This window comes from Streptomyces sp. NPDC031426 (genome assembly GCF_055581585.1).
In genome coordinates this window covers 267,279-288,363 of sequence record NZ_JBVIJE010000005.1, presented here as the reverse complement: position 1 = coordinate 288,363, position 21,085 = coordinate 267,279, and the positions used below count along the sequence as shown (strand labels likewise).

The 21,085-nt window shown below is 72.6% G+C and carries 21 protein-coding genes; 9 read left to right on the top strand and 12 right to left on the bottom strand.

The window, feature by feature from the left end:
- Window positions 1-80: 80 nt before the first annotated feature.
- From ACZ5NH_RS12045 to ACZ5NH_RS12030, 4 genes are all read left to right on the top strand, one after another.
- Entirely contained in the window at window positions 81-1,313 is a 1,233-nt protein-coding gene (locus ACZ5NH_RS12045; RefSeq protein ID WP_468774605.1) for a cysteine desulfurase, read from the top strand.
- 51 nt (window positions 1,314-1,364) lie between these two features.
- A complete protein-coding gene (locus tag ACZ5NH_RS12040; protein WP_468774603.1) occupies window positions 1,365-1,790 on the top strand; it encodes a MerR family transcriptional regulator in 426 nt (141 codons plus the stop codon).
- Entirely contained in the window at window positions 1,787-2,224 is a 438-nt protein-coding gene (locus tag ACZ5NH_RS12035; protein ID WP_468774601.1) for a carboxymuconolactone decarboxylase family protein, read from the top strand. Before ACZ5NH_RS12040 ends, ACZ5NH_RS12035 begins: the two co-directional genes overlap by 4 nt.
- Window positions 2,225-2,291: 67 nt before the next feature.
- Window positions 2,292-2,744, top strand: a complete 453-nt coding sequence (locus ACZ5NH_RS12030; protein ID WP_388626298.1) for a DUF6314 family protein — start codon at window positions 2,292-2,294, stop codon at window positions 2,742-2,744.
- Here the strand turns inward: ACZ5NH_RS12030 and ACZ5NH_RS12025 are convergent.
- The 3 genes from ACZ5NH_RS12025 to ACZ5NH_RS12015 form a co-directional block, all read right to left on the bottom strand.
- Window positions 2,726-3,319 (bottom strand): histidine phosphatase family protein, encoded by a 594-nt coding sequence (locus ACZ5NH_RS12025; RefSeq protein WP_468774598.1) that lies wholly within the window; start codon window positions 3,317-3,319, stop codon window positions 2,726-2,728. The genes ACZ5NH_RS12030 and ACZ5NH_RS12025 overlap by 19 nt on opposite strands.
- Window positions 3,320-3,391: 72 nt before the next feature.
- The gene (locus ACZ5NH_RS12020) at window positions 3,392-3,853 is read right to left on the bottom strand and encodes a GNAT family N-acetyltransferase (protein WP_468774596.1); all 462 of its coding nucleotides are present in this window, start codon (window positions 3,851-3,853) and stop codon (window positions 3,392-3,394) included.
- A 17-nt stretch (window positions 3,854-3,870) separates the two neighbouring features.
- Complete coding sequence (locus ACZ5NH_RS12015; RefSeq protein ID WP_468774594.1) at window positions 3,871-5,349, bottom strand: aminotransferase-like domain-containing protein; 1,479 nt, start codon at window positions 5,347-5,349, stop codon at window positions 3,871-3,873.
- Here ACZ5NH_RS12015 and ACZ5NH_RS12010 point away from each other — a divergent pair.
- Both ACZ5NH_RS12010 and ACZ5NH_RS12005 read left to right on the top strand, forming a co-directional pair.
- Window positions 5,348-6,259, top strand: a complete 912-nt coding sequence (locus tag ACZ5NH_RS12010; protein ID WP_468774592.1) for a DMT family transporter — start codon at window positions 5,348-5,350, stop codon at window positions 6,257-6,259. The genes ACZ5NH_RS12015 and ACZ5NH_RS12010 overlap by 2 nt on opposite strands.
- A gap of 20 nt (window positions 6,260-6,279) precedes the next feature.
- Window positions 6,280-6,501: a DUF1918 domain-containing protein gene (locus ACZ5NH_RS12005; RefSeq protein WP_388626310.1), complete on the top strand. Its 222-nt coding sequence runs from the start codon at window positions 6,280-6,282 to the stop codon at window positions 6,499-6,501.
- Here ACZ5NH_RS12005 and ACZ5NH_RS12000 read toward each other — a convergent pair.
- Window positions 6,471-7,697: a glycoside hydrolase family 10-like protein gene (locus ACZ5NH_RS12000; protein WP_468774590.1), complete on the bottom strand. Its 1,227-nt coding sequence runs from the start codon at window positions 7,695-7,697 to the stop codon at window positions 6,471-6,473. The genes ACZ5NH_RS12005 and ACZ5NH_RS12000 overlap by 31 nt on opposite strands.
- A gap of 170 nt (window positions 7,698-7,867) precedes the next feature.
- Between ACZ5NH_RS12000 and ACZ5NH_RS11995 the strand changes: the two genes are divergently transcribed.
- Together ACZ5NH_RS11995 and ACZ5NH_RS11990 are read left to right on the top strand one after the other, a co-directional pair.
- The gene (locus tag ACZ5NH_RS11995; protein ID WP_468774588.1) at window positions 7,868-8,743 is read left to right on the top strand and encodes a 3-hydroxybutyryl-CoA dehydrogenase; all 876 of its coding nucleotides are present in this window, start codon (window positions 7,868-7,870) and stop codon (window positions 8,741-8,743) included.
- A gap of 148 nt (window positions 8,744-8,891) precedes the next feature.
- Entirely contained in the window at window positions 8,892-9,149 is a 258-nt protein-coding gene (locus ACZ5NH_RS11990; RefSeq protein ID WP_388626314.1) for a hypothetical protein, read from the top strand.
- Here ACZ5NH_RS11990 and ACZ5NH_RS11985 read toward each other — a convergent pair.
- The 5 genes from ACZ5NH_RS11985 to ACZ5NH_RS11965 all read right to left on the bottom strand — a co-directional run bounded on the left by ACZ5NH_RS11985 (window position 9,146) and on the right by ACZ5NH_RS11965 (window position 13,477).
- The gene (locus ACZ5NH_RS11985) at window positions 9,146-9,682 is read right to left on the bottom strand and encodes an NUDIX hydrolase (RefSeq protein WP_468774585.1); all 537 of its coding nucleotides are present in this window, start codon (window positions 9,680-9,682) and stop codon (window positions 9,146-9,148) included. The genes ACZ5NH_RS11990 and ACZ5NH_RS11985 overlap by 4 nt on opposite strands.
- Window positions 9,683-9,747: 65 nt before the next feature.
- Window positions 9,748-11,088 (bottom strand): transcriptional regulator, encoded by a 1,341-nt coding sequence (locus tag ACZ5NH_RS11980; protein WP_468774583.1) that lies wholly within the window; start codon window positions 11,086-11,088, stop codon window positions 9,748-9,750.
- A gap of 124 nt (window positions 11,089-11,212) precedes the next feature.
- Window positions 11,213-12,304, bottom strand: coding sequence for a PP2C family protein-serine/threonine phosphatase (locus ACZ5NH_RS11975; RefSeq protein ID WP_468774581.1), 1,092 nt, complete (start codon window positions 12,302-12,304; stop codon window positions 11,213-11,215).
- Between the two features lie 186 nt (window positions 12,305-12,490).
- Complete coding sequence (locus ACZ5NH_RS11970) at window positions 12,491-12,886, bottom strand: iron chaperone (RefSeq protein ID WP_388626615.1); 396 nt, start codon at window positions 12,884-12,886, stop codon at window positions 12,491-12,493.
- A gap of 135 nt (window positions 12,887-13,021) precedes the next feature.
- Window positions 13,022-13,477 carry a carboxymuconolactone decarboxylase family protein gene (locus ACZ5NH_RS11965; protein WP_388626319.1) on the bottom strand — a complete coding sequence of 152 codons (456 nt, stop codon included), beginning with the start codon at window positions 13,475-13,477 and terminating at the stop codon, window positions 13,022-13,024.
- 192 nt (window positions 13,478-13,669) lie between these two features.
- Between ACZ5NH_RS11965 and ACZ5NH_RS11960 the strand changes: the two genes are divergently transcribed.
- Complete coding sequence (locus ACZ5NH_RS11960; protein WP_468774579.1) at window positions 13,670-16,063, top strand: ATP-binding protein; 2,394 nt, start codon at window positions 13,670-13,672, stop codon at window positions 16,061-16,063.
- Window positions 16,064-16,132: 69 nt separating this feature from the next.
- Here the strand turns inward: ACZ5NH_RS11960 and pheT are convergent, their stop codons facing one another.
- The 3 genes from pheT to ACZ5NH_RS11945 all read right to left on the bottom strand — a co-directional run bounded on the left by pheT (window position 16,133) and on the right by ACZ5NH_RS11945 (window position 21,068).
- Window positions 16,133-18,655 (bottom strand): phenylalanine--tRNA ligase subunit beta, encoded by a 2,523-nt coding sequence (pheT, locus tag ACZ5NH_RS11955; RefSeq protein ID WP_468774577.1) that lies wholly within the window; start codon window positions 18,653-18,655, stop codon window positions 16,133-16,135.
- Window positions 18,655-19,776: a phenylalanine--tRNA ligase subunit alpha gene (pheS, locus tag ACZ5NH_RS11950; RefSeq protein ID WP_388626322.1), complete on the bottom strand. Its 1,122-nt coding sequence runs from the start codon at window positions 19,774-19,776 to the stop codon at window positions 18,655-18,657. Before pheS ends, pheT begins: the two co-directional genes overlap by 1 nt.
- Window positions 19,777-19,931: 155 nt before the next feature.
- On the bottom strand, window positions 19,932-21,068 hold the full coding sequence (locus ACZ5NH_RS11945; protein WP_468774574.1) for a sensor histidine kinase: 1,137 nt from the start codon (window positions 21,066-21,068) through the stop codon (window positions 19,932-19,934).
- Between the last annotated feature and the right edge of the window lie 17 nt (window positions 21,069-21,085).

Here is a 21,085-nt window from a genome sequence, read left to right as displayed (position 1 = left end):
TAATCCTTGCGGTTCTCCGTGAGGAGGACTTAGCGTGACTCATGGAGAATCGCAATCGAAACCGTGAGAGGTGAGCCGCCGTGGCCTTCGACGTGGACGTGCTGCGCCAGGACTTCCCGATCCTGAAGCGGACCCTGGACGGCGGCGCCCCGCTCGTCTACCTGGACTCCGGCGCCACCACCCAGAAACCGCTCCAGGTCCTCGATGCCGAGCGGGACTTCTACCTGCACCGCAACGCGGCCGTGCACCGCGGCGCGCACCAGCTGGCGGGCGAGGCGACGGAGGCGTACGAGCAGGCCCGGCAGACGGTGGCCCGGTTCATCGGCGCCGCCGCCGACGAGGTGGTCTTCACCCGCAACACCACCGAGGGCATCAACCTCGTCGCCTACGCGCTGGGCAACGCCGGCCGGCTCGGCCCGGGCGACCGGATCGTGGTGACGGAGATGGAGCACCACGCGAATCTGGTCCCCTGGCAACAGCTCACCGAGCGGACCGGGGCGAGCCTCGACTGGTTCGGGCTCACCGACGACGGCCGGCTCGATCTGTCCCGGGCCGGGGAACTGCTGGACGAGCGCACCAAGGTGCTCGCCCTCAGCCACCAGTCCAATGTGCTCGGCACCCTCAACCCGGTGCGCGAACTCGCCGACCGCGCACACGCGTTCGGCACCCTGGTGGTCGTGGACGGCGCCCAGTCCGTGCCACACCGCCCGGTCGACGTGACGGAGCTGGGCGCGGACTTCCTCGCCTTCTCCGGGCACAAGATGCTCGGCCCGAACGGCGTCGGCGTGCTGTGGGGCCGCGCGGACCTGCTCGCCGGACTGCCGCCGTTCCTGACCGGCGGCTCGATGATCGAGATCGTGGAGATGGACCGCACCACCTTCCTGCCGCCGCCGCAGCGCTTCGAGGCGGGCGTGCCGATGACCTCGCAGGCGGTGGGGCTCGCGGCGGCCGTGGAGTATCTGGAGCGGCTCGGCATGGCGGAGGTGGCGGCGTACGAGGACACGCTCACCGCCCGCGCCCTGGACCTGCTGACCGAGGTGCCCGGCGTCCGGATCGTCGGCCCCACCGAGCTCACGGACCGGGGGTCGGCGGTCTCCTTCACGGTCGACGGCATCCACCCGCACGACGTGGGCCAGGTGCTGGACGAGCGGGGCGTGGCCGTCCGCGTCGGCCATCACTGCGCCCGGCCGATCGTCAAGCGGTACGGCATCCCGGCGACGACCCGGGCGAGCTTCTACGTCTACAACACACCGGCCGAGGTGGACGCCCTGGTGGAGGGTGTCCGGGCAGCTCAGAGGTACTTCGGCGGATGATCGCAGACCGGGCTTGACCTGGAGCGCGCTCCAGGTTCTACCGTTCTTGTCATGACCAGCGGACAGCCCCTCCCGCAGGACCGGGAACCGTCGTTGACCATTGCCCAGGTCGCCGAGCGCACGGGCCTCTCGCAGGACACCCTGCGCTACTACGAGAAGGCCGGCCTGATCCAGCGGGTGGGCCGGACCACCGGCAACCAGCGCCGCTACCGGACGGCGGACCTGGCCTGGCTGGAATTCCTGCTGCGGCTGCGCGGGACCGGCATGCCGATCAGCGACATGCAGCGCTACGCACGGCTGCGGGCGGAGGGGGACGCCACGGTCGCCGACCGGCTGGCGATGCTCCGCGAGCACCGCGCCGACCTGGCCGAGCGGATGCGGGCGCTGCGGCGCAACGCGTCCGCGCTGGACGACAAGATCGCACACTACGAAGGGCTGCTCCACGACGGGCGGCCGGGAACGGACGAGCGGACATGAACCAGAGCACCACCCGTGACGAGCGCTTCGCCCATGGCCTGGAGGTCCTGCGGTCCGTCGACGGTGAGGCGGGGCAGCGGGTCATCGACTCGCTCGCCGACATCAGCCCCGAGCTGGGGCACCAGATCGTCGCCTGGGGCTTCGGCGAGATCTACGACCGGCCCGGACTCCCGCCCCGCGACCGCCAGTTGGTCACCCTGGGCATGCTGACCGCGCTCGGCGGCTGCGAGCCCCAGCTGGAGGTGCACATCAACGCGGCGCTGAACGTGGGGCTCACACCCGAGGAGATCGTCGAGGCGCTGCTGCACTCGGCCGGGTACTGCGGTTTCCCGAAGGCGCTGAACGCGACCTTCGTGGCGAAGAAGGTCTTCACCGAGCGCGGGCTGCTGCCGCTCGCGCAGCGGCCCGCGCCGGACGGCTCTACTTCTGCTTGATCCTGAGGAACGTGATCGAGTTCGCCGGGGAGGTCATGGCGGGCACGGTCGCCCGTAAGCTCGCCTCATGGATGTGCAGCCCCGGTACCGGCCGGTCCCCGATGTGCTGGCCCATCTGGCCGGCCGCTGGCTGGTCGAGCGCCGCGTGCGAGACCTCGCGAGCGGGGCGGAAGGGCACTTCTCAGGGGCGACCGTCTTCACCGCGCTGGAGGCCGGAGGCCTGCTCCACGAGGAGTCCGGCACGTTCACCTGGCAGGGCGTGGCCCGCCCCGCCACCCGCACGCTGCGGTTTCTGCCGGGCTCCACGCCGGGCACGGCGGACGTGCGGTTCGCGGACGGGCGGCCCTTCCACGCGCTGGACCTGACCTCCGGGCGGTATGTCGCCGAGCACCCGTGCGCGGCCGACCTCTACCGGGGCGAGTTCACCGTCCGGGACGCCGACCGCTGGCGCTCGGTGTGGCGGGTCGGCGGCCCTGCGAAGGATCTGGTGCTGACCACGGACTATGTGCGCGAGGGCTGAGCCGACACGGCGTCGAGGCGGAGGTTCCAGCGGCCCGCGCGGCCGGTGACGGTGGTCGTGGACAGCGGGCGCACGTCGATGTTCCAGTAGGTCGAGGGCGGTGCCTTCAGGGCGTAGACCAGGGCGGCGCGGATCACGGCGGGCTCGGCGACGGCGACGATCCGGCCGCCGTCCTCGGCCGGCCGGGTGTCCAGCCAGCCGCCGACCCGGGAGATGAAGCCCAGCAGGGACTCGCCGCCGTGCGGGGTGGCGCGCGGGTCGGCGAGCCAGGCGTCCACGGCGTCCGGCTCGCGGGCCATCGCCTCGCCCAGGGTCAGTCCACGCCAGCGGCCCATGTCGCAGTCGCGCAGCGCCAGCTGGGCCAGCGGGGCGTACCCGAGCGCGTCGCCGGTGGCCCGGCTGCGCGGGGTCGGCGAGCAGTACCGCAGCTCGGCGGCCGCCAGCGGCAGCAGATCACCGGCGGCGCGCCGCACCTCGTCCCAGCCGGCCTGGTCCAGCGGCCGGTCGTCGTCGAAGCGCTCCGCGAGCAGCGGGGTGCCGCGTGCGGCGGCGACGAACGTCACCCTCAGTGGCATGCGGTGATGGTGTGCCTGGAGTGAGCAGAGGTCAAGGGGTGGCCGCTGTGAGTACGGTCTGTGTGCGCCCGATCACTCGGACGCGGCCGCTCGCTCCGGCTCGAAGGGGTGGACCATCCACTTGTCGGGGCGGTCCAGCGGGCGGAAGCCCAGCTTCTCGTACACGCCGTGCGCGTCGTGTGTGCTGAGCAGGATGCGGCGCAGTCCGTACGGCTTCAGGTGGTCGCGGATGTGGCCGACGAAGGCCGTGCCGACGCCCTTGCCGCGCACCGAGGGGTCCACGTACACATCGGCGAGCCAGGCGAACAGCGCCTGGTCGGTGACCACGCGCGCGTACGCCACCTGCGCGCCCGAGGCCCGCTCGTACACCCCGAAGTTCAGTGAGCCCGCCATCGCCCGCTCGTGCTTCTCGCGGGGCCGGCCCATCGCCCAGTAGGCGTCGGTCGACAGCCAGCCGTGGACCCGGTCGACGTCGACGCGGGCGGGGTCGGCGGAGAACTCGTAGCCGTCGGGGAGGCGGGGTGTGCTGTCCATGACGTGATCCTCGCAGGTCAACGCGGCGCCGGTCGAACGGCTTTCGGCACGCCGCGCAGGCCCTGGAACGCCTCGTCACAGGCCGTCCGCAGCCGCCGTACCCCCTCCGTGATCTCCCCGGTGCCGGCGACCGCAGCGAAGCTCAGGCGGAGGTGGGCCGCGGGGGGTTCGGCGCTGAAGTAGGGGCGGCCGGGGGTGAGGGCGACGCCCGCGCGCAGGCCGGCCGCGGTGAGGGCGGACTCGTCGGTCCGGTCGGGCAGCCGGAGCCAGAGGTGGTAGCCGCCGGACGGGACGTGCGGCAGGGCGAGTTCGGGCAGGTGCAGGGCGAGCGCTGCCGTCATGGCGTCGCGGCGGTCCTTCAACTCGGCCGACAGCGCGCGCAGATGGCGGGGCCAGGCCGGGGAGCCGACGAGTTCCAGGGCAGCCTCCTGCAACGGCCGGGGGACGAAGAAGCTGTCCACGACCTGGATGGCGCGCAGGCGTTCCAGCACCGGGCCGCGCGCGGCCAGGGCGCTCACCCGGAAGCTGGGCGAGGTCGCCTTCGTCAGCGAGCCGACGTGCACGACCACGCCGTCCGGGTCGTCGGCGGCCAGGGGGCGGGGCAGCGGGCCCGCGTCGGCGTGCACCAGACGCCGTACGAAGTCGTCCTCGATGACGAAGGCGCCGGCCTCGCGGGCGATACGCAGCACCTCGGCGCGCCGGTCGGGGGCCAGGACGGCGCCGGTGGGGTTCTGGAACAGGGGCTGGCAGACGAACACCCGGGCACCGCTGGCCCGGAAGGCGTCGGCGAGCAGTTCTGGGCGCACCCCGTCGGGGTCGACGGGCACCGGGACGGGGCGGAGTCCGGCGGCGCGGGCGAGGGCCAGCATGCCGGGGTAGGTGGGCGACTCGACCAGGACGGGGGCGCCGGGCGGGGCGAGCGCGCGCAGGGCGGTGGCCAGCGCGGACTGGCCGCCGGCCGCGATCAGCACCTCGGCCGCGGTGACGCCCCCGCCGATCCCGCGCGCGAACCACTCCCGCAGCTCCGGCAGCCCCTCCAGCGGCGGCCTCTCCCAGGCGCCCGGCCGCCGCCCGGCCCGGGCGAGTGCCGCCGCCATGGCCCGCTCGGGCTGGAGGGAGGGATGGAGATAGCCGCCGTTGAACTCCAGCACGCCGGGCGGCGGCGCGGCCAGGGAGACCGTGACCCCGGAGGCGTCCACCGTGCGCGGTACGAGCTCGGCGGCGCCGTCGGCGCTCAGCGCGACCTCCTGCCAGGAGGTGTCCCCGGGCGGGGTCTGCTGGGCGCGCGGCCGGGCCCGGAAGGCGCCGGCGCCGGGCCGGGTGACCACCAGCCCCTCGGCGGCCAGCTGGGCGAGGGCGCGCGAGACGGTCACCGGGCTCACATGGAACCGCTCGACGAGCGCCCGGCTCGACGGGAGCTTTCCACCGGGAGAGTAGCGGTCTAGGTCTCGCCGGAGCTGTTCTGCCAGATCACTCACGCTGCTACGCTGGTGCATGAGAACACAGAGTAGCGCTACTGCTCCGAGCCCGATAGCGGTCACCGTTCCCCGCGAGCGCCGCGGCCTCGGCACCGGTCTCGCCGCCCTCGGCGTCGCCTCCTTCTCCCTGACCTTCCCGGCCACCGCATGGGGGCTGCAGGGCTTCGGCCCCTGGTCGCTGGTGGCCGTGCGCAGTGCGCTCGCCGCGCTCGTCGCGGGCGGCTGCCTCCTCGCGCTGCGGGTACCGCTGCCGGAGCGCCGGCATCTGCCGGGTCTCGCCGTCGTCGCCGCCGGTGTCGTGATCGGCTTCCCCCTGCTGACGACGCTCGCCCTGCAGACCTCCACCACCGCGCACGCCGCCGTCGTGGTGGGGCTGCTGCCGCTGACCACGGCCGTGTTCTCCGCGCTGCGCACCGGCAACCGCCCCTCGCGCCGGTTCTGGACCGCCGCGCTGGCGGGCGCCGCGGCCGTGGTCGCCTTCACCGTCGGGCAGAGCGGCGGCGCGCTCACGGCCGCCGACGGGTATCTGTTCGCGGCCCTGCTGGTGTGCGCGGCCGGCTACACCGAGGGCGGCCGGCTGGCCCGGATCATGCCGGGCTGGCAGGTGATCGGCTGGGCGCTCGTACTGTGCCTGCCGCTGAGCGTGCCGGCCGCCGCGGTGGCGCTGACGTACGAGCCCGTCCGGCTCACCGGGCACGGCATCGCCGGCCTGCTGTGGGTGGCGCTGGGCTCGCAGTTCCTCGGCCTGGTCGTCTGGTACCGGGGCATGGCGGTCATCGGCATCCCCCGGGCCAGCCAGTTGCAGTTGGCTCAGCCGCTGCTCACACTGGTGTGGTCGGCGCTGCTGCTGGGCGAGCACTTCACGGCGGCCGCACCGGTGACCGCCGTCGCCGTGCTCGTGTGCATCGCCGTCACCCAGCGGTCGTGATCGTGAGGAGGGCCTGCGACATGCGCGCATCCAAGGGCGACCGGCTTGTCCAGCACGGCAGGGTGGTCGGTCAGCACGACCAGGTCTCGGAAGTCGTCGAGGTGCTGGGCCAGGAGGGCAACCCGCCCTACCGCGTCCGGTTCCAGGACGGACACGAGGCAATCATGTCCCCCGGACCCGACTGCCAGGTCAAGCACCCGGACGAGCGGAATCAGCGAGGTGGCTTCGCCGATCGCCCGTAGTGGTCGGTGATCACGCGTGACATCGCCCCGATGGGATCGGCCGCCACGTCCGCGGCGGCGAAGAACACATGCCCGCGCACCTGCGGGTAGCCGGCGGCGAGGGTGAGGTGCCGGGACAGCTCGACCGGGTCCTGCCAGGCCGAGGGCTGTCCGGCGGCCCCGGCCCGGTACAGGGCCTCGCCGATGTACAGGTGTGTCTTCGTGCCCTTCGCGACCGCCGCCCACCAGGCGACCAGCTTCGCGTAGTCGGCGGCGGCGAAGCCGATGTGCCAGTACAGCTGCGGGACGATGTAGTCGATCCAGTGGCTGCGCACCCAGGTGCGGGTGTCCGCGTACAGGTCGTCGTACGTCTGCGCGCCCGCCCGGGTGTCCGAACCGCGCGGGTCGGTCGAGGCGTTGCGCCACACCCCGAACGGGCTGATCCCGAACCGGGTGCCGGGCCGCACCTTCCTGATGCCGGCGGCCATCCCCTTCACCAGCCTGTTGACGTTGTCCCGCCGCCAGCCGGCCCGGCTTGAGAAGTCGCCGCCGTAGCGGTCGTAGGCGTCATCGTCGTCGAAGGTCTGCCCCGGGACCGGATACGGATAGAAGTAGTCGTCGAAGTGGACGGCGTCGACCGGGTACCTGGCGACCGCGTCGAGGATCGCCCGCTGGACGAAGGCCCGGACCTCGGGCAGGCCGGGGTTGTAGTAGAGCCTCCCGCCGTAGGGCACCGCCCAGTCGGGGTGCGTGCGCGCCGGGTGCGAGGCGGCGAGCCGGCCGGGGTCGGTGTGGTTCGCGATCCGGTAAGGGTTGAACCAGGCGTGCAGTTCCAGGCCTCGGGCGTGGGCCTCCCGCACCGCGGTGCCCAGCGGGTCCCAGCCGGGGCTCCGGCCCTGGGTTCCGGTCAGGTACTCGGACCAGGGCTCGTACGGCGACGGCCACAGGGCGTCGGCGGTGGGCCGCACCTGGAAGATCACCGTGTTGAGCCGGTCCCGGGCCGCCCTGTCGAGATGGGCGATCAGCTCCTTGCGCTGCGCGTGGGCCGGGAGCCCGGGCCGGGACGGCCAGTCCCGGTTGGACACGGTGGCGAGCCACACGCCCCGCATCTCGGCGGCGGCCCGGGGCCGCCGATCCACCGCCACCGCCGGGCCCGGCGCCATGGCCAGCGCCGACAGCGCCGCCGTGGTGAAGGCCCGCCGCGAGAGTTGCCGCATCCGCGCACCCCATACGCTCCGGATCCGCTCCGTCACGGATCGTTCCGCGCCCCAGGATGCCCCCACCCCGCCGATCGATCATCGATACTTGACGGTAACGTGCTCGATCGGAGCAGGCGCCGAAACCCGGAGTCCTGCCAGCGAGCCGGAGAACCAGCGAAGGGGACGATGTGACGGGCATCCCAGCGGGAGACATTGCGCGCGTCGGAGTCGTGGGCTGCGGCCAGATGGGCGCGGGCATCGCCGAGGTGTGCGCCCGCGCAGGACTGGACGTGAAGGTCGCCGAGACCACCGGCGAGGCCCTGGAGATCGGCCGTACCCGGCTGTTCAGCTCCCTGGCCAAGGCCGCCGAGCGCGGCAAGATCACCGAGGAGGAGCGGGACGCCACGCAGGCGCGGCTCACCTTCACCACCGACCTCGGCGAGTTCGCGGACCGCGACCTGGTGATCGAGGCCGTGGTGGAGAGCGAGCCGGTGAAGACGGAGATCTTCCAGGTCCTCGACCAGGTGGTGACCCGCCCGGACGCGATCCTCGCCTCCAACACCTCCTCGATCCCGCTGGTGAAGCTGGCGGTGGCCACCTCCCGCCCGGACCACGTGGTGGGCATCCACTTCTTCAACCCGGCCCCGGTGCAGCAGCTGGTCGAGCTGATCCCGGCGCTCACCACCTCCGAGGGCACCCTCAGCCGCGCCCAGGCCTTCGCCGAGAAGGTGCTCGGCAAGCACGCCATCCGCGCCCAGGACCGCTCCGGCTTCGTGGTCAACGCGCTGCTCGTGCCCTATCTGCTCTCCGCGATCCGGATGTTCGAGTCGGGCATCGCGAGCCGCGAGGACATCGACAACGGCATGGAGATGGGCTGCGCCCACCCGATGGGCCCGCTGAAGCTGTCGGACCTGATCGGCCTGGACACCATCGTCTCCATCGCGAACAGCATGTACGCCGAGTACAAGGAGCCCCTGTACGCCGCTCCCCCGCTGCTGCAGCGCATGGTCGAGGCGGGCCGGCTGGGCCGGAAGACCGGCTCGGGGTTCTACACCTACGGCTGATCACCGACAACGGCGCTTCACACTCCGTGTGTGCGACGGGCACGCATATGCCCGTCGCACACGCTCCCCACGTGTCCGCCGGGCGAGTTGACTCCTCATGCCCATGCAAGGGATGCAACAACGTCCGACTACGGAAAGGAGTGGACACGTGACCGCCCATCCGGAGCATCCCGTGATCCGGGGAGAACTCGCGGAGTTACGGCGCCGTCTCGACGTGGCCTACGCACACGTCGAGGGCGGGCTGGCGCTGCTGCGGCACCGGACCGACGAGACCGCCAAGGAACTGGACGAGCTGGACACCCGCCTGAACTCGCTGGAACACGCACGCTGGCCGCTGCCCTCGCTCGCCGCGCTCACCTCCCTGGGCGCGCTCCTCGTGACCATCTGGCAGGCGCTGGCCCGCTAGCCCTCGGCGAGCCTGAGGTGGTGCAGCAGGAGTAACGCGGCCGCCATGTTGGCGGCCGGGACCTCCCCACGGGCGATCAGGTCGGGGACGAGTTTGAGGGGGACCCATTCCCGGCGGTCCGACTCGAAGTCGTCCACGGGATGCCCGATGTACTCACCCCGGTCGGACCAGTAGATGTGGTGCCGGGCGTCGGTGAGGCCGTTGGACGGCTCCACGCTCATCAGGTGGTGCAGGGGCCCCGGCCGCCAGCCGGTCTCCTCCTCCAGTTCCCTGGCGGCCGCGCTCGCCATGTCCTCGCCGTCCTCGACGACGCCCGCGGCCAGCTCCCAGCCCCAGCTGTCGGTGATGAAACGGTGCCGCCACAGCAGCAGCACCTCGTTGGCCTCGTTGACCACGGTGGCCACGGCCACCGGCCGCAGCCGGATCAGGAAGTGGTCCAGGTGCCGGCCGTCCGGCAGCTCGACATCTGCGAGATTGACGCTGAACCAGCGGTTTGCATACACGGTGTGTTCGTTCTGCTTCGTCCACTGCACGGTTCTGCCACCTTCCGTCGAGTAAGTGGCAATATCGCAGCAGGGACTGTGCACCTACAGGGGGCCTACAGCGGTACGCGCAGTGCCCCGTCGATGAGTTCGGCGGCTTCGGCGGTGCCGGCCGAGCCACAGCGCACCAGGTGTTCGCGCACCGCGCGCAGTCTGTCGCGCAGCCGCTGGGACTCCATTCCGCGGGCCTGCTCGGCCATCTGCACGGCGGCGGCCACCGCCTTGTCGGCGTTGCCCTGGCGCAGCTCGATGGTGCTGAGCATGGCGAGCCGGTGCACCCGCCCCCGGTCGTGTGCCGGGTTGTCGACGGCCGCCGCCGCGTGCTCCCGGGCGGCGGACAGCTCGCCCAGGCTCAGCAGCGCCTCGGCCACCTGCACATTGACCAGGCCCGGCTGGACATAGCCGGTCTCGTCGGGCTCGTGGCCGCGCCGGATCCGCTCGGCCGCCGCCTCCGCACGCCGGATGCAGGACAGGGCTCCCGCGGAGTCGCCGAGGTGGGCGTACGCCTTGGCCTGCATCGCGTACAGGTCGGAGGCGAGCGCCGGGGTGATGTGCTTGCCGGCGGCCCGCAGCGCGGCCTCGGCGAAGGCGACGGCCTGCCGGTACTCCCGCATGAACAGCGACTGGTTGACCAGCAGCGCTATGACGTACGCGCCAAGTCCCTGGTCGCCGCTGGCCTTTGCCAGCCGCAGCGCCTGGTGGAAGTAGCGCTGGGCGAGACCGTGGGCGTCGGAGTCGTACGCGCAGATGCCCGCGATCGCCACCAACCCGCCGGTGGCGCGGTGCAGTTGGCGTCCGGTGGCGTCGGTGTAGCTGCCGCGCAGCAGCGGCGCCGCCTCGGCGTTGAGGAAGCCGACGATCCGGGTGCGGGTGGCGATGCCGCCGGCCTTGCGGTACATCTGCTCGTAGTGCGTCCGCGCGGCGCGCAGCATCTCGATGTCGGCCGCGGTGACCCGGTGCCGGCCGCCGCGGGAGACATCGACGTCCTCAGGCGGGTTCTCCCACTCCCACACCGGCATCACGGCCGGGGTCCCGGTGACGGCGGGGGCGCCCAGCACATGCGGCCGCTGCTGTTCGTCGGAGCGCCACAGGGCCGTCGCCCGCTCCACGAAGCCGTTCAGCGAGCCGGCGTGCGGGGTGCTGGGCTCGCCGGGCACGCCCAGGCCGATGTCGTCGAGGGTGACGGGGCGGCGCAGGCGGGTGGCGAGCACCTCGCAGATCAGGTCGGGGACCTGGCCGCGCGGCCGCTGGCCCTTCAACCACCGTGCCACGGCGGTGTGTTCGTACCGGAGCGCGAGGCCCCGTCTCCGGCCCGCCTGGTTGACGTGGGCGGCGAGACCGGCGTGCGAGATCCCCGCCTCGTCCAGGATCGCGTCGAGCAGAGTGTTGGGCTGCATGGGATGCCCCCCGAGTGGCCTGGTGCCGTTCAGCGTAGTGCGCTCGCCTTCACACGGGGTGTGAACGGAACACGTGCATCCGCGCTGTACACGCGCTGTCGCTCAGCGTGCTGCACCGATTGACTTAGGTGCCGGCCAAGCCGCCGGCTCCCCCTCGAAAAGCGGTGGCTTGGCCGGGCCGACTACTGGGGTGGCGCACCCCCGGGCAGGAACGCTCGCCCCGCGTTCGATCGTTCCGTAGGACCAGTAGCGCCATGTCGTCCGTGGGTCTGCCGCTCGTGTGGTGCAGGAGCGCCGTGAAAACGGTGCGCAGGACCGTCTGAGGAGAGACGGTATGAGCCCGGACGAGGTCGCTCAGCGTGTCCGGCAGCGAGAAGAACCGGCCCCGGCTGTCCCGCGCGTCCTCCACTCCGTCCGTGAAGAGAACCAGGGACTCACCTGGAACCAGATGACCGCGGGACTCGGCCTCCAGCTCGGCCGGAAGCGGGAACGGACCCAGCGGCGGAAGCGGGTCGACGCGCGTCAACGGCTCGACTCTCGGGCCACTGAGCAGATACGGCCACGGGTGACCGCAGTTGAGGACGCGCAGCCGGCCGTCGCGGTCGATCTCCAGGAGCAGGACGGTGACGAACTCCTCGGCGACCGGGTGGTCGGGGTCCTGGCCGCCGTTCGCGGGGTGTTCGGCGCGGGCGCGTTCGCGCAGGTGCCGGGCGAGGGCCCGGTCCAGCCGGCCGAGGACGCCGCCGAGTTCGGGCTCGTCGTGGGCGGCCTCGCGGAAGCTGCCGAGGACCGCGGCGACCGTGCCGAGGGCGGCCAGTCCGTGCCCGCGTACGTCGCCCATCACCACCCGCACCCCGTGCTCGGTGGCGATCGCCTCGTACAGGTCACCGCCGACGCTCGCGCCCCGGTCCGCGGACAGCTGGGCGGCGGCGATGTTCAGCCCGTCGAGGCGTGGCGGCAGGGGCCGCAGTACGACGCTCTGCGCGGCCCGCGCCACCCGGCGGACCTGCCGCAGCTCCCGCAGCAGCGCGCGGCGGACATGGACGATGAGCCCTGTGCCGACGGCGAAGAAGACGGCGCTGGTGACGATGCGCGCGCCGAGCCCGTTCTGCTGGGCCAGGGGGCAGCCGAACTTGTAGGCCACCGCCACGGCTCCCCAGACCGTGGGCAGTACCGCTCCCCCCGCGGTGGGCGCCCGTGCCTTGATGCGGATCATGCCTCTGGTCCCCCATGTGGGCCCTGAAAGAGCGGACGGACCGACCCCGAAAGGCCGGTCCGATTCTGTCGAGGGCATGGCCCGAGAAGCCAGATCGTCGTCAGTTCCCACCCGAACGAGTGAGCCCGCGTCGGTCAAGCCGCACTTATGCAGCTCGCCGCAGGGGTGAACCCCTCCCGCGGCCCCTCAGCCGACGGCCTTCCGCACGAGTTCGCCGATCCTCGCCTCGTCGGCGGCGGACAGCTCCGTCAGGGCGTAGGAGGCCGGCCACATCGTTCCCTCGTCGAGGTTCGCCCGGTCGCTGAAGCCGAAGGTGGCATAGCGCGACCGGAACTTCTCCGCGCTCTGGAAGAAGCAGACGACCTTGCCGTCCAGGGCGTACGCGGGCATCCCGTACCAGAGCTTCGGGGCGAGCTCCGGCGCGGCGGCCCGGACGACGGCGTGGAGCCGTTCGGCCATGGCCCGGTCCGAGTCCTGCATCTCCGCGATCCTGGCGAGCACGGCGGCCTCGTCCTGCGCGGTCTTGGCGGCGCGCGATCCGCCGCGCGCGGCCGCCTTGACCTCCTTGGCCCGCTCCTTCATCGCCGCTCGCTCCTCGTCCGTGAATCCCTCGGACGTGGCGGCGGTGCTCCGGGCGGTCTTCTGCGTGGCGTTCACAGCGGGTCTCCTTCGGTTGCGGGGGGCGGGGTGCGGTCGGTGGGGGCGGGGCGGTGGGGGTCAGCCCCAGGCGCCGGCGATCTGGCGGGTGGTGGCGTTGAGCCGGTTGAACAGGTTGGTGACACCGATCATCAGGACGAGCGCGGCCAGCTGCTTCTCGTCGTAGTAGGTGGCGGCCGTGTCCCAGACGTCGTCGCTCACCGCGTCGGGACGGTCGGCGAGTCGCGTCGCGGCCTCGGCCAGCGCGAGGGCCGCCCGCTCCTCGTCGGTGAAGTACGGGGCCTCCCGCCAGGCGGCGACCGTGGCCAGCCGCTCGTCGCTCACTCCGGCCTTGCGGGCCGTCCTGGCGCCGGCGTCGACACAGGCGCTGCACCCGTTGATCTGGCTGACCCGCAGATGCACCAGCTCCAGCGTCTGCGCGTCCACTCCGCCGGAGTGCACGGCCTTGAAGAGCTGCTGGACGGGCTGCATCGCGTCGGACAGGACGACGGCGGGGTTCTGCATACGGGACTGCATCTGGGTCCGCTCCTCCACTGGTTGTCTTGAGTTCTTCGGCCCCTGTCGTCGGGGCGTGACTCCATCACAGCCGCAGCGGCCTGCCCGGGCCATGCCGATGGGACACCGTGGGACAGCTGAAACGGCCTTGACCAGCGGCGAGTTGGCTGGGAAGACTTCAGCCCGAACGGGACGGAGAGCCGGGGGGGGACAGTGGACGCGCACGCACGGACGACGACCGACCCGCAGGAGGAACTGGCGGCCCGGCTGCGCCTGCTCCAGGAGCTGTCCGGGCTGGGGGTGCGGGCCCTCGCCCGGGACACCGGCCTCAGCTCCTCGTCGCTCTCCCGCTATCTCAACGGGCAGACCGTACCGCCCTGGCCCGCTGTGATGGGCCTCTGCCGGCTCGTCAAGCGCGACCCCCGCCCCTTGCGTCCGGTGTGGGAACGGGCCTCGAACCCCTTGCCCGCGCCCCCGAAGAGCACCCGCCAAGGCCGCCCGCCGGTCCGCAACGATCTGCCGCGCGACGTGCCCGACTTCACCGGGCGTGCGGAGCAACTCGCCGCCGTGCTGGCCGCCGTCGCGAGCCATCGGGCGGTCTCCGTCGACGGCATGGCGGGCGTCGGCAAGACCTGTCTGGCGGTGCACGCCGCGCACCGGCTCGCCGCCGACTTCCCGGACGCGCAGCTCTACGTGGACCTGCACGGGTTCACCGAGGGCCGGCCGCCGCTGGACCCCGACGCCGCGCTGCGGATGCTGCTCGGCGCCCTCGACGTCCCGTCGGAGAAGGTCCCGCAGGAGGGCCTTGAGCAACTGGCCGCCTGCTGGCGTTCGGAGCTGGCCGGCCGACGGGTCGTCGTGGTCCTCGACAACGCCGCCGACGCCGACCAGGTGCGCCCGCTGCTGCCCGGTGCCGGGCCCTCCGTCGCCCTGATCACGAGCCGCAACCGGCTCCTCGGACTGGACGAGGTGCCCCCGGTCTCGCTCGACGTGCTCAGCCCCGAGGAGAGCGCCCGGTTGCTGGCCCGGGCCAGCGGCGACCCCGCCGGGCCCGACGGCAGACTGGCCCGCGATCCCGGCTCCGCGGCCGAGGTGCTGCGGCTGTGCGGCCATCTGCCACTCGCGCTGCGCCTGGCCGGGGCGCGGCTGCGGCACCGGCCGGGCTGGACCGTGGGCGTCCTCGCCGAACGGATGGCGCAGGGCGCGGGCGGGTTCGACGCCGCGTTCAACGCGGCGTTCGCGATGTCGGTACGCCAGCTGAACCGGTCCCAGGCCCGTCTCTTCCGGCTGCTGGGCGTGCTGCCCGGCGAGTCGTTCGACGAGTACGTGGTGGCGGCCCTCGCGGACGTGCCGCTGCACAGCGCCCGGGCGATGCTGGAGGACCTGCTCGACGCGCACCTGGTCCAGCAGCCGACGGTGGGCCGCTACCGGCTGCACGACCTGGTGCACCAGCACGCGCGACGGGCCGCGGCCGAGCAGGACTCGGCGGCCGACCGGGAGCGGGCCCTGGGCCGGGTGCTCGACTACTACGTGCACGCGGCGGCCGCCGCCGACGCCGCGATGCCGTTCCTGTCACCCGGCCGGGCACCCTCCGCCGGACACCGCCCGGCCGAGCTGCCGCAGTTCAGGGACAAGAACGCGGCCTTCGGCTGGTACGTCACGGAGTACGCGAACCTGATCGCGGCCTTCGAGACGGCGGCCGCCGTCGGGGCCGACGCGCATGTGTGCGAGCTGCCGCGCTTCCTGCGCGCCTACTTCGCCCGGCGCTGCGGCACGACACATCTCAACGTGCTCTTCGAGCGGTCGCTGGCCGCTGCCGAGCGCCTGGACGATCCGGTGCAACTCGCCGAGGCCCACAGCGATCTGGGCTACGCACGCTACAACGCGGGCCGGATGGCCGAGGCCGCCGCCGCGTACGAGGCGGCCGAACGCCGGCTGTCCCGGTCGGGCGACCCGCGCGCGGAGGCGGAACTGACCGTGCGTCGCGGCTACTTGAGCTGGGACGCGGGGCGGGTCGAGGAGCCGCTGGAACTCTTCCGGCTGGCGCGGAAGCTCTACGAGCAGGCCGGCTGCCCGACGGGAGCGGCCCACGCGGCCGCGTCGGAGGCCTGGACGATGCTCCAGCTGGGACACCGTGAGGAGGCGGCCCGGCGGGCCCGGGAGCTGCTGAGCCTGCGGCCCACCGACCCCGCATGGTCGCCCGGCCTGACGGCCCGGATCACGCTCGGCCTGGCCGTCGCCCAGCAGGACCCGGACGAGGCGGTGGAGCAACTGGACCGGGCCCTGACACTGGCCCGCGAGGACGGACACCTGAACAACCAGGCGTGGTGCCTCAACTGCAGGGGCGTGGCGCTGCGCCAGACGGGCCGGTACCAGGAGGCACTGGCCAGCCACCGGGAAGCCTTCGCGCTCCTGGACGAGCTGTTCGAGGAACACTGGAAGATCCATTTCCTCAACGGCTACGCCGAGACCTGCCGCCTCGCGGGCCTCCCGGAAGAGGCGCTACGACTGCACCGCGAGGCCCTCGAACTGGCCCGGAGGCTCGGCAACCAGCACGCGGAGGCGCTGGCGCAGGAGGGCATCCAGCAGCTCGTGCCGGCTGGGTAGCGCCCCGAACGGGCGCGACCGGCCACGGAAGACCCGCGGCCGGCCGACGACAGCAACGCCCTACGGCGACTAGCCCCTGAGGACAGCCCCCGTGCGCTCTCCCGCGAGGGCAACCGCCGCATCCCGAGCCGCCGACGCCTCGTCCACCGTCAGCGTCCGGTCACCGGCCCGGAACCGCAGCGCGTACGCAAGAGACTTCTTGCCCTCGCCCAGCTGCTCCGCGTTCTCGTACACGTCGAACAGTCGGATGGACTCGAGGAGTTCACCCGCACCCTCGCGCAGCGCCGCCTCGACCTCCCCGGAGGGGATGGGCCTGTCGACCACGAGGGCGACATCCTGCGTGGCGACCGGGAACGTGGAGATGCTCGGCGCCTGCGGGGCGCCGTCGCCCACCGCCTCCAGGGCGTCCAGGTTCAGCTCCATCGCACAGGTGCGCTCGGGCAGCCCCAGGGCCTTCAGGACCCGCGGGTGCAGTTCGCCCGCGTGGCCGACGACCCGCTCCGCGCCGTCGGCGAGGACCACCAGCTCGGCACAGCGGCCGGGGTGCCAGGGGCCGTACTGGCCCTTGCGGACGATCAGCTCGGCACCGGCTTCCCGCGCCACGGCGCGTCCGGCCTCCAGCGCGTCGGCCCAGTTCGCCGGGCGGCCCTTGCCCCACCAGCCGGCCTGCTCGCGGGCCCCGGTGAGGACGACGGCCACGTGCCGCGGCTGCTCGGGCAGCGCGGCGTTCAGCGCGGCGATCTCCTCGTCGGTGGGACGCCGGTCGACGGGCAGGTGCGTGGCGACCCGCTGGTCCTCACGGGGGTGGAACACCAGCCCCGTCTCGAACAGCGCCAGGTCGTGCGAGCCCCGGCCGTCGTTGCGCCGCAGGGCACCGAGCAGGCCCGGCAGCAGCGTCGTACGCAGCGCGGGCTCCTCGTCGCTGAGCGGGTTGACCAGCTTGACGACACGGCGGGCCGGGTCGCCGGCCTCCAGGCCGAGCTGGTCGAAGACCTGCTCGCCGACGAAGGGGTAGTTCGGCGCCTCGACATAGCCCGCGCCGGCCAGCGCGCGGCCGACCCGGCGGTGCAGCCGCTGGCGGTGGGTCAGGCCACGGCCGGAGGGGAGCTTGGGCAGCGTGGAGGGCAGGTTCTCGTAGCCCTCCAGGCGGATGACCTCTTCGGCGAGGTCGTTCGGGTCGACCAGGTCGGGCCGCCAGGACGGGACGGTGACGATCAGCTCGTCCTGCCCGTAGACGTCACAGCCGACCTGCTGCAGGCGGCGGACGACGGTCTCACGGCCGTAGTCGACACCCGCGACCTTGTCCGGGTGGTCGGCCGGGATGGTGATGGTGTGCGGCGCGGAGGGCGCGACGATCTCGGTGACGCCGGCCTCGGCGGTACCGCCCGCGAGCAGCACCAGCAGGTCCACGGTGCGCTGCGCGGCGGCCGCGGCGGCCTGCGGGTCGACGCCGCGCTCGAAGCGGCGGGAGGCCTCGGACAGCAGCTTCTGGCGGCGGGACGTACGGGCGATCGCGACGGCGTCGAAGTGGGCGGCCTCGATGACCACGTCGGTCGTGCCGTTCACGCCGTCCTCGGTGACCTCGTGGTCGGCGATCTCGGTGTTGGCGCCGCCCATCACACCGGCGAGGCCGATCGGGCCGCGGTCGTCGGTGATGACCAGGTCCTCGGCGTGCAGCTTGCGCTCGACGCCGTCGAGGGTGACCAGCTTCTCGCCCTCCTGGGCGCGGCGCACGCCGATGGTGCCCTGGACCAGCTTGCGGTCGTAGGCGTGCAGCGGCTGGCCCAGCTCCATCATCACGTAGTTCGTGACGTCGACGGCGAGCGAGATCGGGCGCATGCCGACCTTCTGCAGCCGGCGCTGCAGCCAGATCGGGGAGCGGGCCTCGGGGCGCAGGCCGGTGACGGTGCGGGCGGTGAAGCGGTCGCAGCCGTGGGGGTCGGAGACCTGGACCGGGTAGCCGTAGGCGTTCGGGGCCGGTACGTCGATCAGGGCCGGGTCGCGCAGCGGCAGGCCGTAGGCGATGGCGGCCTCGCGGGCGACACCGCGGATGGACAGGCAGTCGCCGCGGTTGGCGGTGACGGCGATGTCCAGCACCTCGTCGACCAGTTCCAGCAGCTCGACGGCGTCCTTGCCGACCTCGGTCTCCGGCGGCAGCACGATGATGCCGTGGGTGCCGTCGTCGCCCATGTTCAGCTCGTCGCTGGAGCAGATCATGCCGCGCGAGACCCGGCCGTAGGTCTTGCGCTCGGCGATCCGGAAGTCGCCGGGCAGCACGGCGCCGGGCAGGGCCACGACGACCTTGTCGCCGACGGCGAAGTTGCGGGCACCGCAGATGATCTCCTGCGGCTCGCCGGTGCCGTTGGCCTGGGCGACGTCGACGGTGCAGAAGCGGATCGGCTTCTTGAACTCCGTCAGCTCCTCGATCGTCAGCACCTGGCCGACGACGAGCGGGCCGGTGAGGTCGGCGCCGAGCTGTTCGACGGTCTCGACCTCCAGGCCGGCCGAAATGAGCTTGGCCTGGACGTCGCGGCCGGTCTCGGTGGCCGGCAGGTCGACGTACTCCCGCAGCCAGGAAAGCGGGACCCGCATCAGATCTCCATCCCGAACGGCCGGGTGAACCGGACGTCACCCTCGACCATGTCTCGCATGTCTTCGACGTTGTGGCGGAACATCAGCATCCGCTCGATGCCGAACCCGAAGGCGAAGCCGCTGTACTTCTCCGGGTCGACGCCGCAGGCGGTGAGCACCCGCGGGTTGACCATGCCGCAGCCGCCCAGCTCGATCCAGCCCTCGCTGGAGCAGGTGCGGCAGGGCCGGTCCGGGTTGCCGACGGACTCGCCCTTGCAGACGTAGCAGAGCATGTCCATCTCGGCGCTCGGCTCGGTGAAGGGGAAGAAGTTCGGCCGCAGCCGGGTCTTCATGCCCTCGCCGAACAGCGTCTGGACCATGTGGTCCAGGGTGCCCTTGAGGTCGGCCATGGTCAGGCCCTCGTCCACGGCGAGCAGCTCGACCTGGCGGAACACCGGGGTGTGGGTGGCGTCCAGCTCGTCGGTGCGGTAGACGACGCCGGGACAGATCACGTACACCGGCAGCTCACGGTCGAGCAGCGAACGGATCTGCACGGGCGAGGTGTGGGTGCGCAGCACCACACCGGACTCGGTGCCGCCGTCCGGGCCCTGCACGAAGAAGGTGTCCGCCTCGCCGCGGGCCGGGTGGTCCGGGCCGATGTTCAGGGCGTCGAAGTTGAACCACTCCGCCTCGACCTGCGGGCCCTCGGCGACCTCGTAGCCCATGGCCACGAAGATGTCCTCGATGCGCTCCGAGAGCGTGGTGAGCGGGTGGCGGGCGCCGGCCGGGACGCGGTCGTACGGCAGCGTGACGTCGACGTCCTCCTCGACCAGCACGCGGGCGTCCCGCTCGGCCTCCAGCTCTGTCTGGCGGGCCGCGAGGGCCTTGTTCACGGCGCCGCGGGCCATGCCGACGCGCTTGCCGGCCTCGGCCTTGGCGTGCGGGGGCAGGGCGCCGATCTCGCGGTTGGCGAGGGCCAGCGGGGAGGCGGGGCCGGTGTGGGCGACCTTGGCCTCGTGGAGCGCGTCGAGGGAGCCTGCGGCGGCGAAGGCGGCGAGCGCCTCGTCCCGCATGCGCTCGATCTCTTCCGGTTTCAACGCCTCGACCTCGACAGGGTCGTACGACTTATTGGGTGCCGACATCTCTTCCCGTGCTTCCGATTGTCCCCCAGCTGACGCTGGGAGGTGCCCCCTGGCGGATGGTCCCCGTCACCGACTCGCGAGGGCCGCGTGAAGGACACAAAGGTGCCAAAGGCCGAGTCTAACGGGGTGGAGACAGACGAATGGCCCGCGGACCGCTAGGCGAGATACGCCGGCGCGGCCACGGGCAACGTAAATCGGAACTCGGCGCCGCCGCCGGGGGCGCGGCCGACCGTGATGGTGCCGCCGTGGGCCTCGACGATGCCCTTGACGATGTACAGCCCGAGGCCGGTGCCCCCACGCTTGCTGCCCCGCCAGAAGCGGGTGAAGACGCGGTTCATGGACTCCTCCGGGATGCCGGGACCCTCGTCGCTCACCGTGACCGACGTGCCGGTTTCCTCGCCCTCGCGCGGGGATGCGCAGGGCGTCACGTCCATGGTGACGGTTCCCTCGCCGTGTCGCACGGCATTTTCGATGAGGTTGCTGAGCACCTGGTCGATCTTGTCGGGGTCGGCCCACAGATCGGGCAGCGGCTGTTCGATGCGGAGCAGGAAGCGGTCGGCGGGCTGGCCGGCGGTGACATAGGCCTGGATGTGCCGGGAGACGGCGGCCCCGATGTCGACGGGCTGCCGGCGCACCTCCAGCCGCCCGGAGTCGATCCGTGAGATGTCGAGCAGCTCGGCGATGAGCCGGGTGACCCGGTCGGCGTCGGCGTCGACGGTCTCCAGCATCAGCCGCTTCTGGTCGTCGGTGAAGCGTTCCCACTTGGCGAGGAGGGTCGCGGTGAAGCCCTTCACGGAGGTGAGGGGCGAGCGCAGTTCATGGGCGACCGTCGCTATCAGCTCGGCGTGGCTGCGCTCGGTACGGCGACGGGCCTCGGTGTCCCGCAACGAGACGACGACCCGCTGGACGGGTCCCAGGGGCCGCTCCCGCACATACCGGGCGGAGACCAGCACCTCCCGGCCGCCGGGCAGCAGCAGATTGCGCTCCGGCTGCCGCATCCGGATCGCGAGGCCTCCGTAGGGATCGGTGAGCTGCCACCAGCGGCGGCCCTCCAGATCCTCCAGCGGCAGCGCCTGCTCCAGCGGCCGGCCGAGGGCGTCGGCGGCGCGCAGGGCGGTGATCCGTGCGGCGGCGGCGTTGAAGCAGACGACCCGGCCGCGCTCGTCGGCGACGACGAGGCCGTCGGGCAGCTGGTCGGGGTCGAGGGCGTAGCCGTGGTCACCGGGCCGGGGCGCGGGTGTACGTCGCGCGCCCCGCCCCTCCGGCGTGGTGCTCGTGCCGGCCACACTCATCCCCGTACCCCACCTCT

Coding starts and splice junctions, on each gene's coding strand:
- ACZ5NH_RS12040 (WP_468774603.1), top strand. CDS start 1,365: ATGACCAGCGGACAGCCCCTCCCGCAGGACCGGGAACCGTCGTTGACC.
- ACZ5NH_RS12035 (WP_468774601.1), top strand. CDS start 1,787: ATGAACCAGAGCACCACCCGTGACGAGCGCTTCGCCCATGGCCTGGAG.
- ACZ5NH_RS12030 (WP_388626298.1), top strand. CDS start 2,292: ATGGATGTGCAGCCCCGGTACCGGCCGGTCCCCGATGTGCTGGCCCAT.
- ACZ5NH_RS12025 (WP_468774598.1), bottom strand. CDS start 3,319: ATGCCACTGAGGGTGACGTTCGTCGCCGCCGCACGCGGCACCCCGCTG.
- ACZ5NH_RS12020 (WP_468774596.1), bottom strand. CDS start 3,853: ATGGACAGCACACCCCGCCTCCCCGACGGCTACGAGTTCTCCGCCGAC.
- ACZ5NH_RS12010 (WP_468774592.1), top strand. CDS start 5,348: ATGAGAACACAGAGTAGCGCTACTGCTCCGAGCCCGATAGCGGTCACC.
- ACZ5NH_RS12015 (WP_468774594.1), bottom strand. CDS start 5,349: ATGCACCAGCGTAGCAGCGTGAGTGATCTGGCAGAACAGCTCCGGCGA.
- ACZ5NH_RS12005 (WP_388626310.1), top strand. CDS start 6,280: ATGCGCGCATCCAAGGGCGACCGGCTTGTCCAGCACGGCAGGGTGGTC.
- ACZ5NH_RS12000 (WP_468774590.1), bottom strand. CDS start 7,697: ATGCGGCAACTCTCGCGGCGGGCCTTCACCACGGCGGCGCTGTCGGCG.
- ACZ5NH_RS11980 (WP_468774583.1), bottom strand. CDS start 11,088: ATGCAGCCCAACACTCTGCTCGACGCGATCCTGGACGAGGCGGGGATC.
- ACZ5NH_RS11975 (WP_468774581.1), bottom strand. CDS start 12,304: ATGATCCGCATCAAGGCACGGGCGCCCACCGCGGGGGGAGCGGTACTG.
- ACZ5NH_RS11970 (WP_388626615.1), bottom strand. CDS start 12,886: ATGAAGGAGCGGGCCAAGGAGGTCAAGGCGGCCGCGCGCGGCGGATCG.
- ACZ5NH_RS11965 (WP_388626319.1), bottom strand. CDS start 13,477: ATGCAGTCCCGTATGCAGAACCCCGCCGTCGTCCTGTCCGACGCGATG.
- pheT (WP_468774577.1), bottom strand. CDS start 18,655: ATGCGGGTCCCGCTTTCCTGGCTGCGGGAGTACGTCGACCTGCCGGCC.
- pheS (WP_388626322.1), bottom strand. CDS start 19,776: ATGTCGGCACCCAATAAGTCGTACGACCCTGTCGAGGTCGAGGCGTTG.
- ACZ5NH_RS11945 (WP_468774574.1), bottom strand. CDS start 21,068: ATGAGTGTGGCCGGCACGAGCACCACGCCGGAGGGGCGGGGCGCGCGA.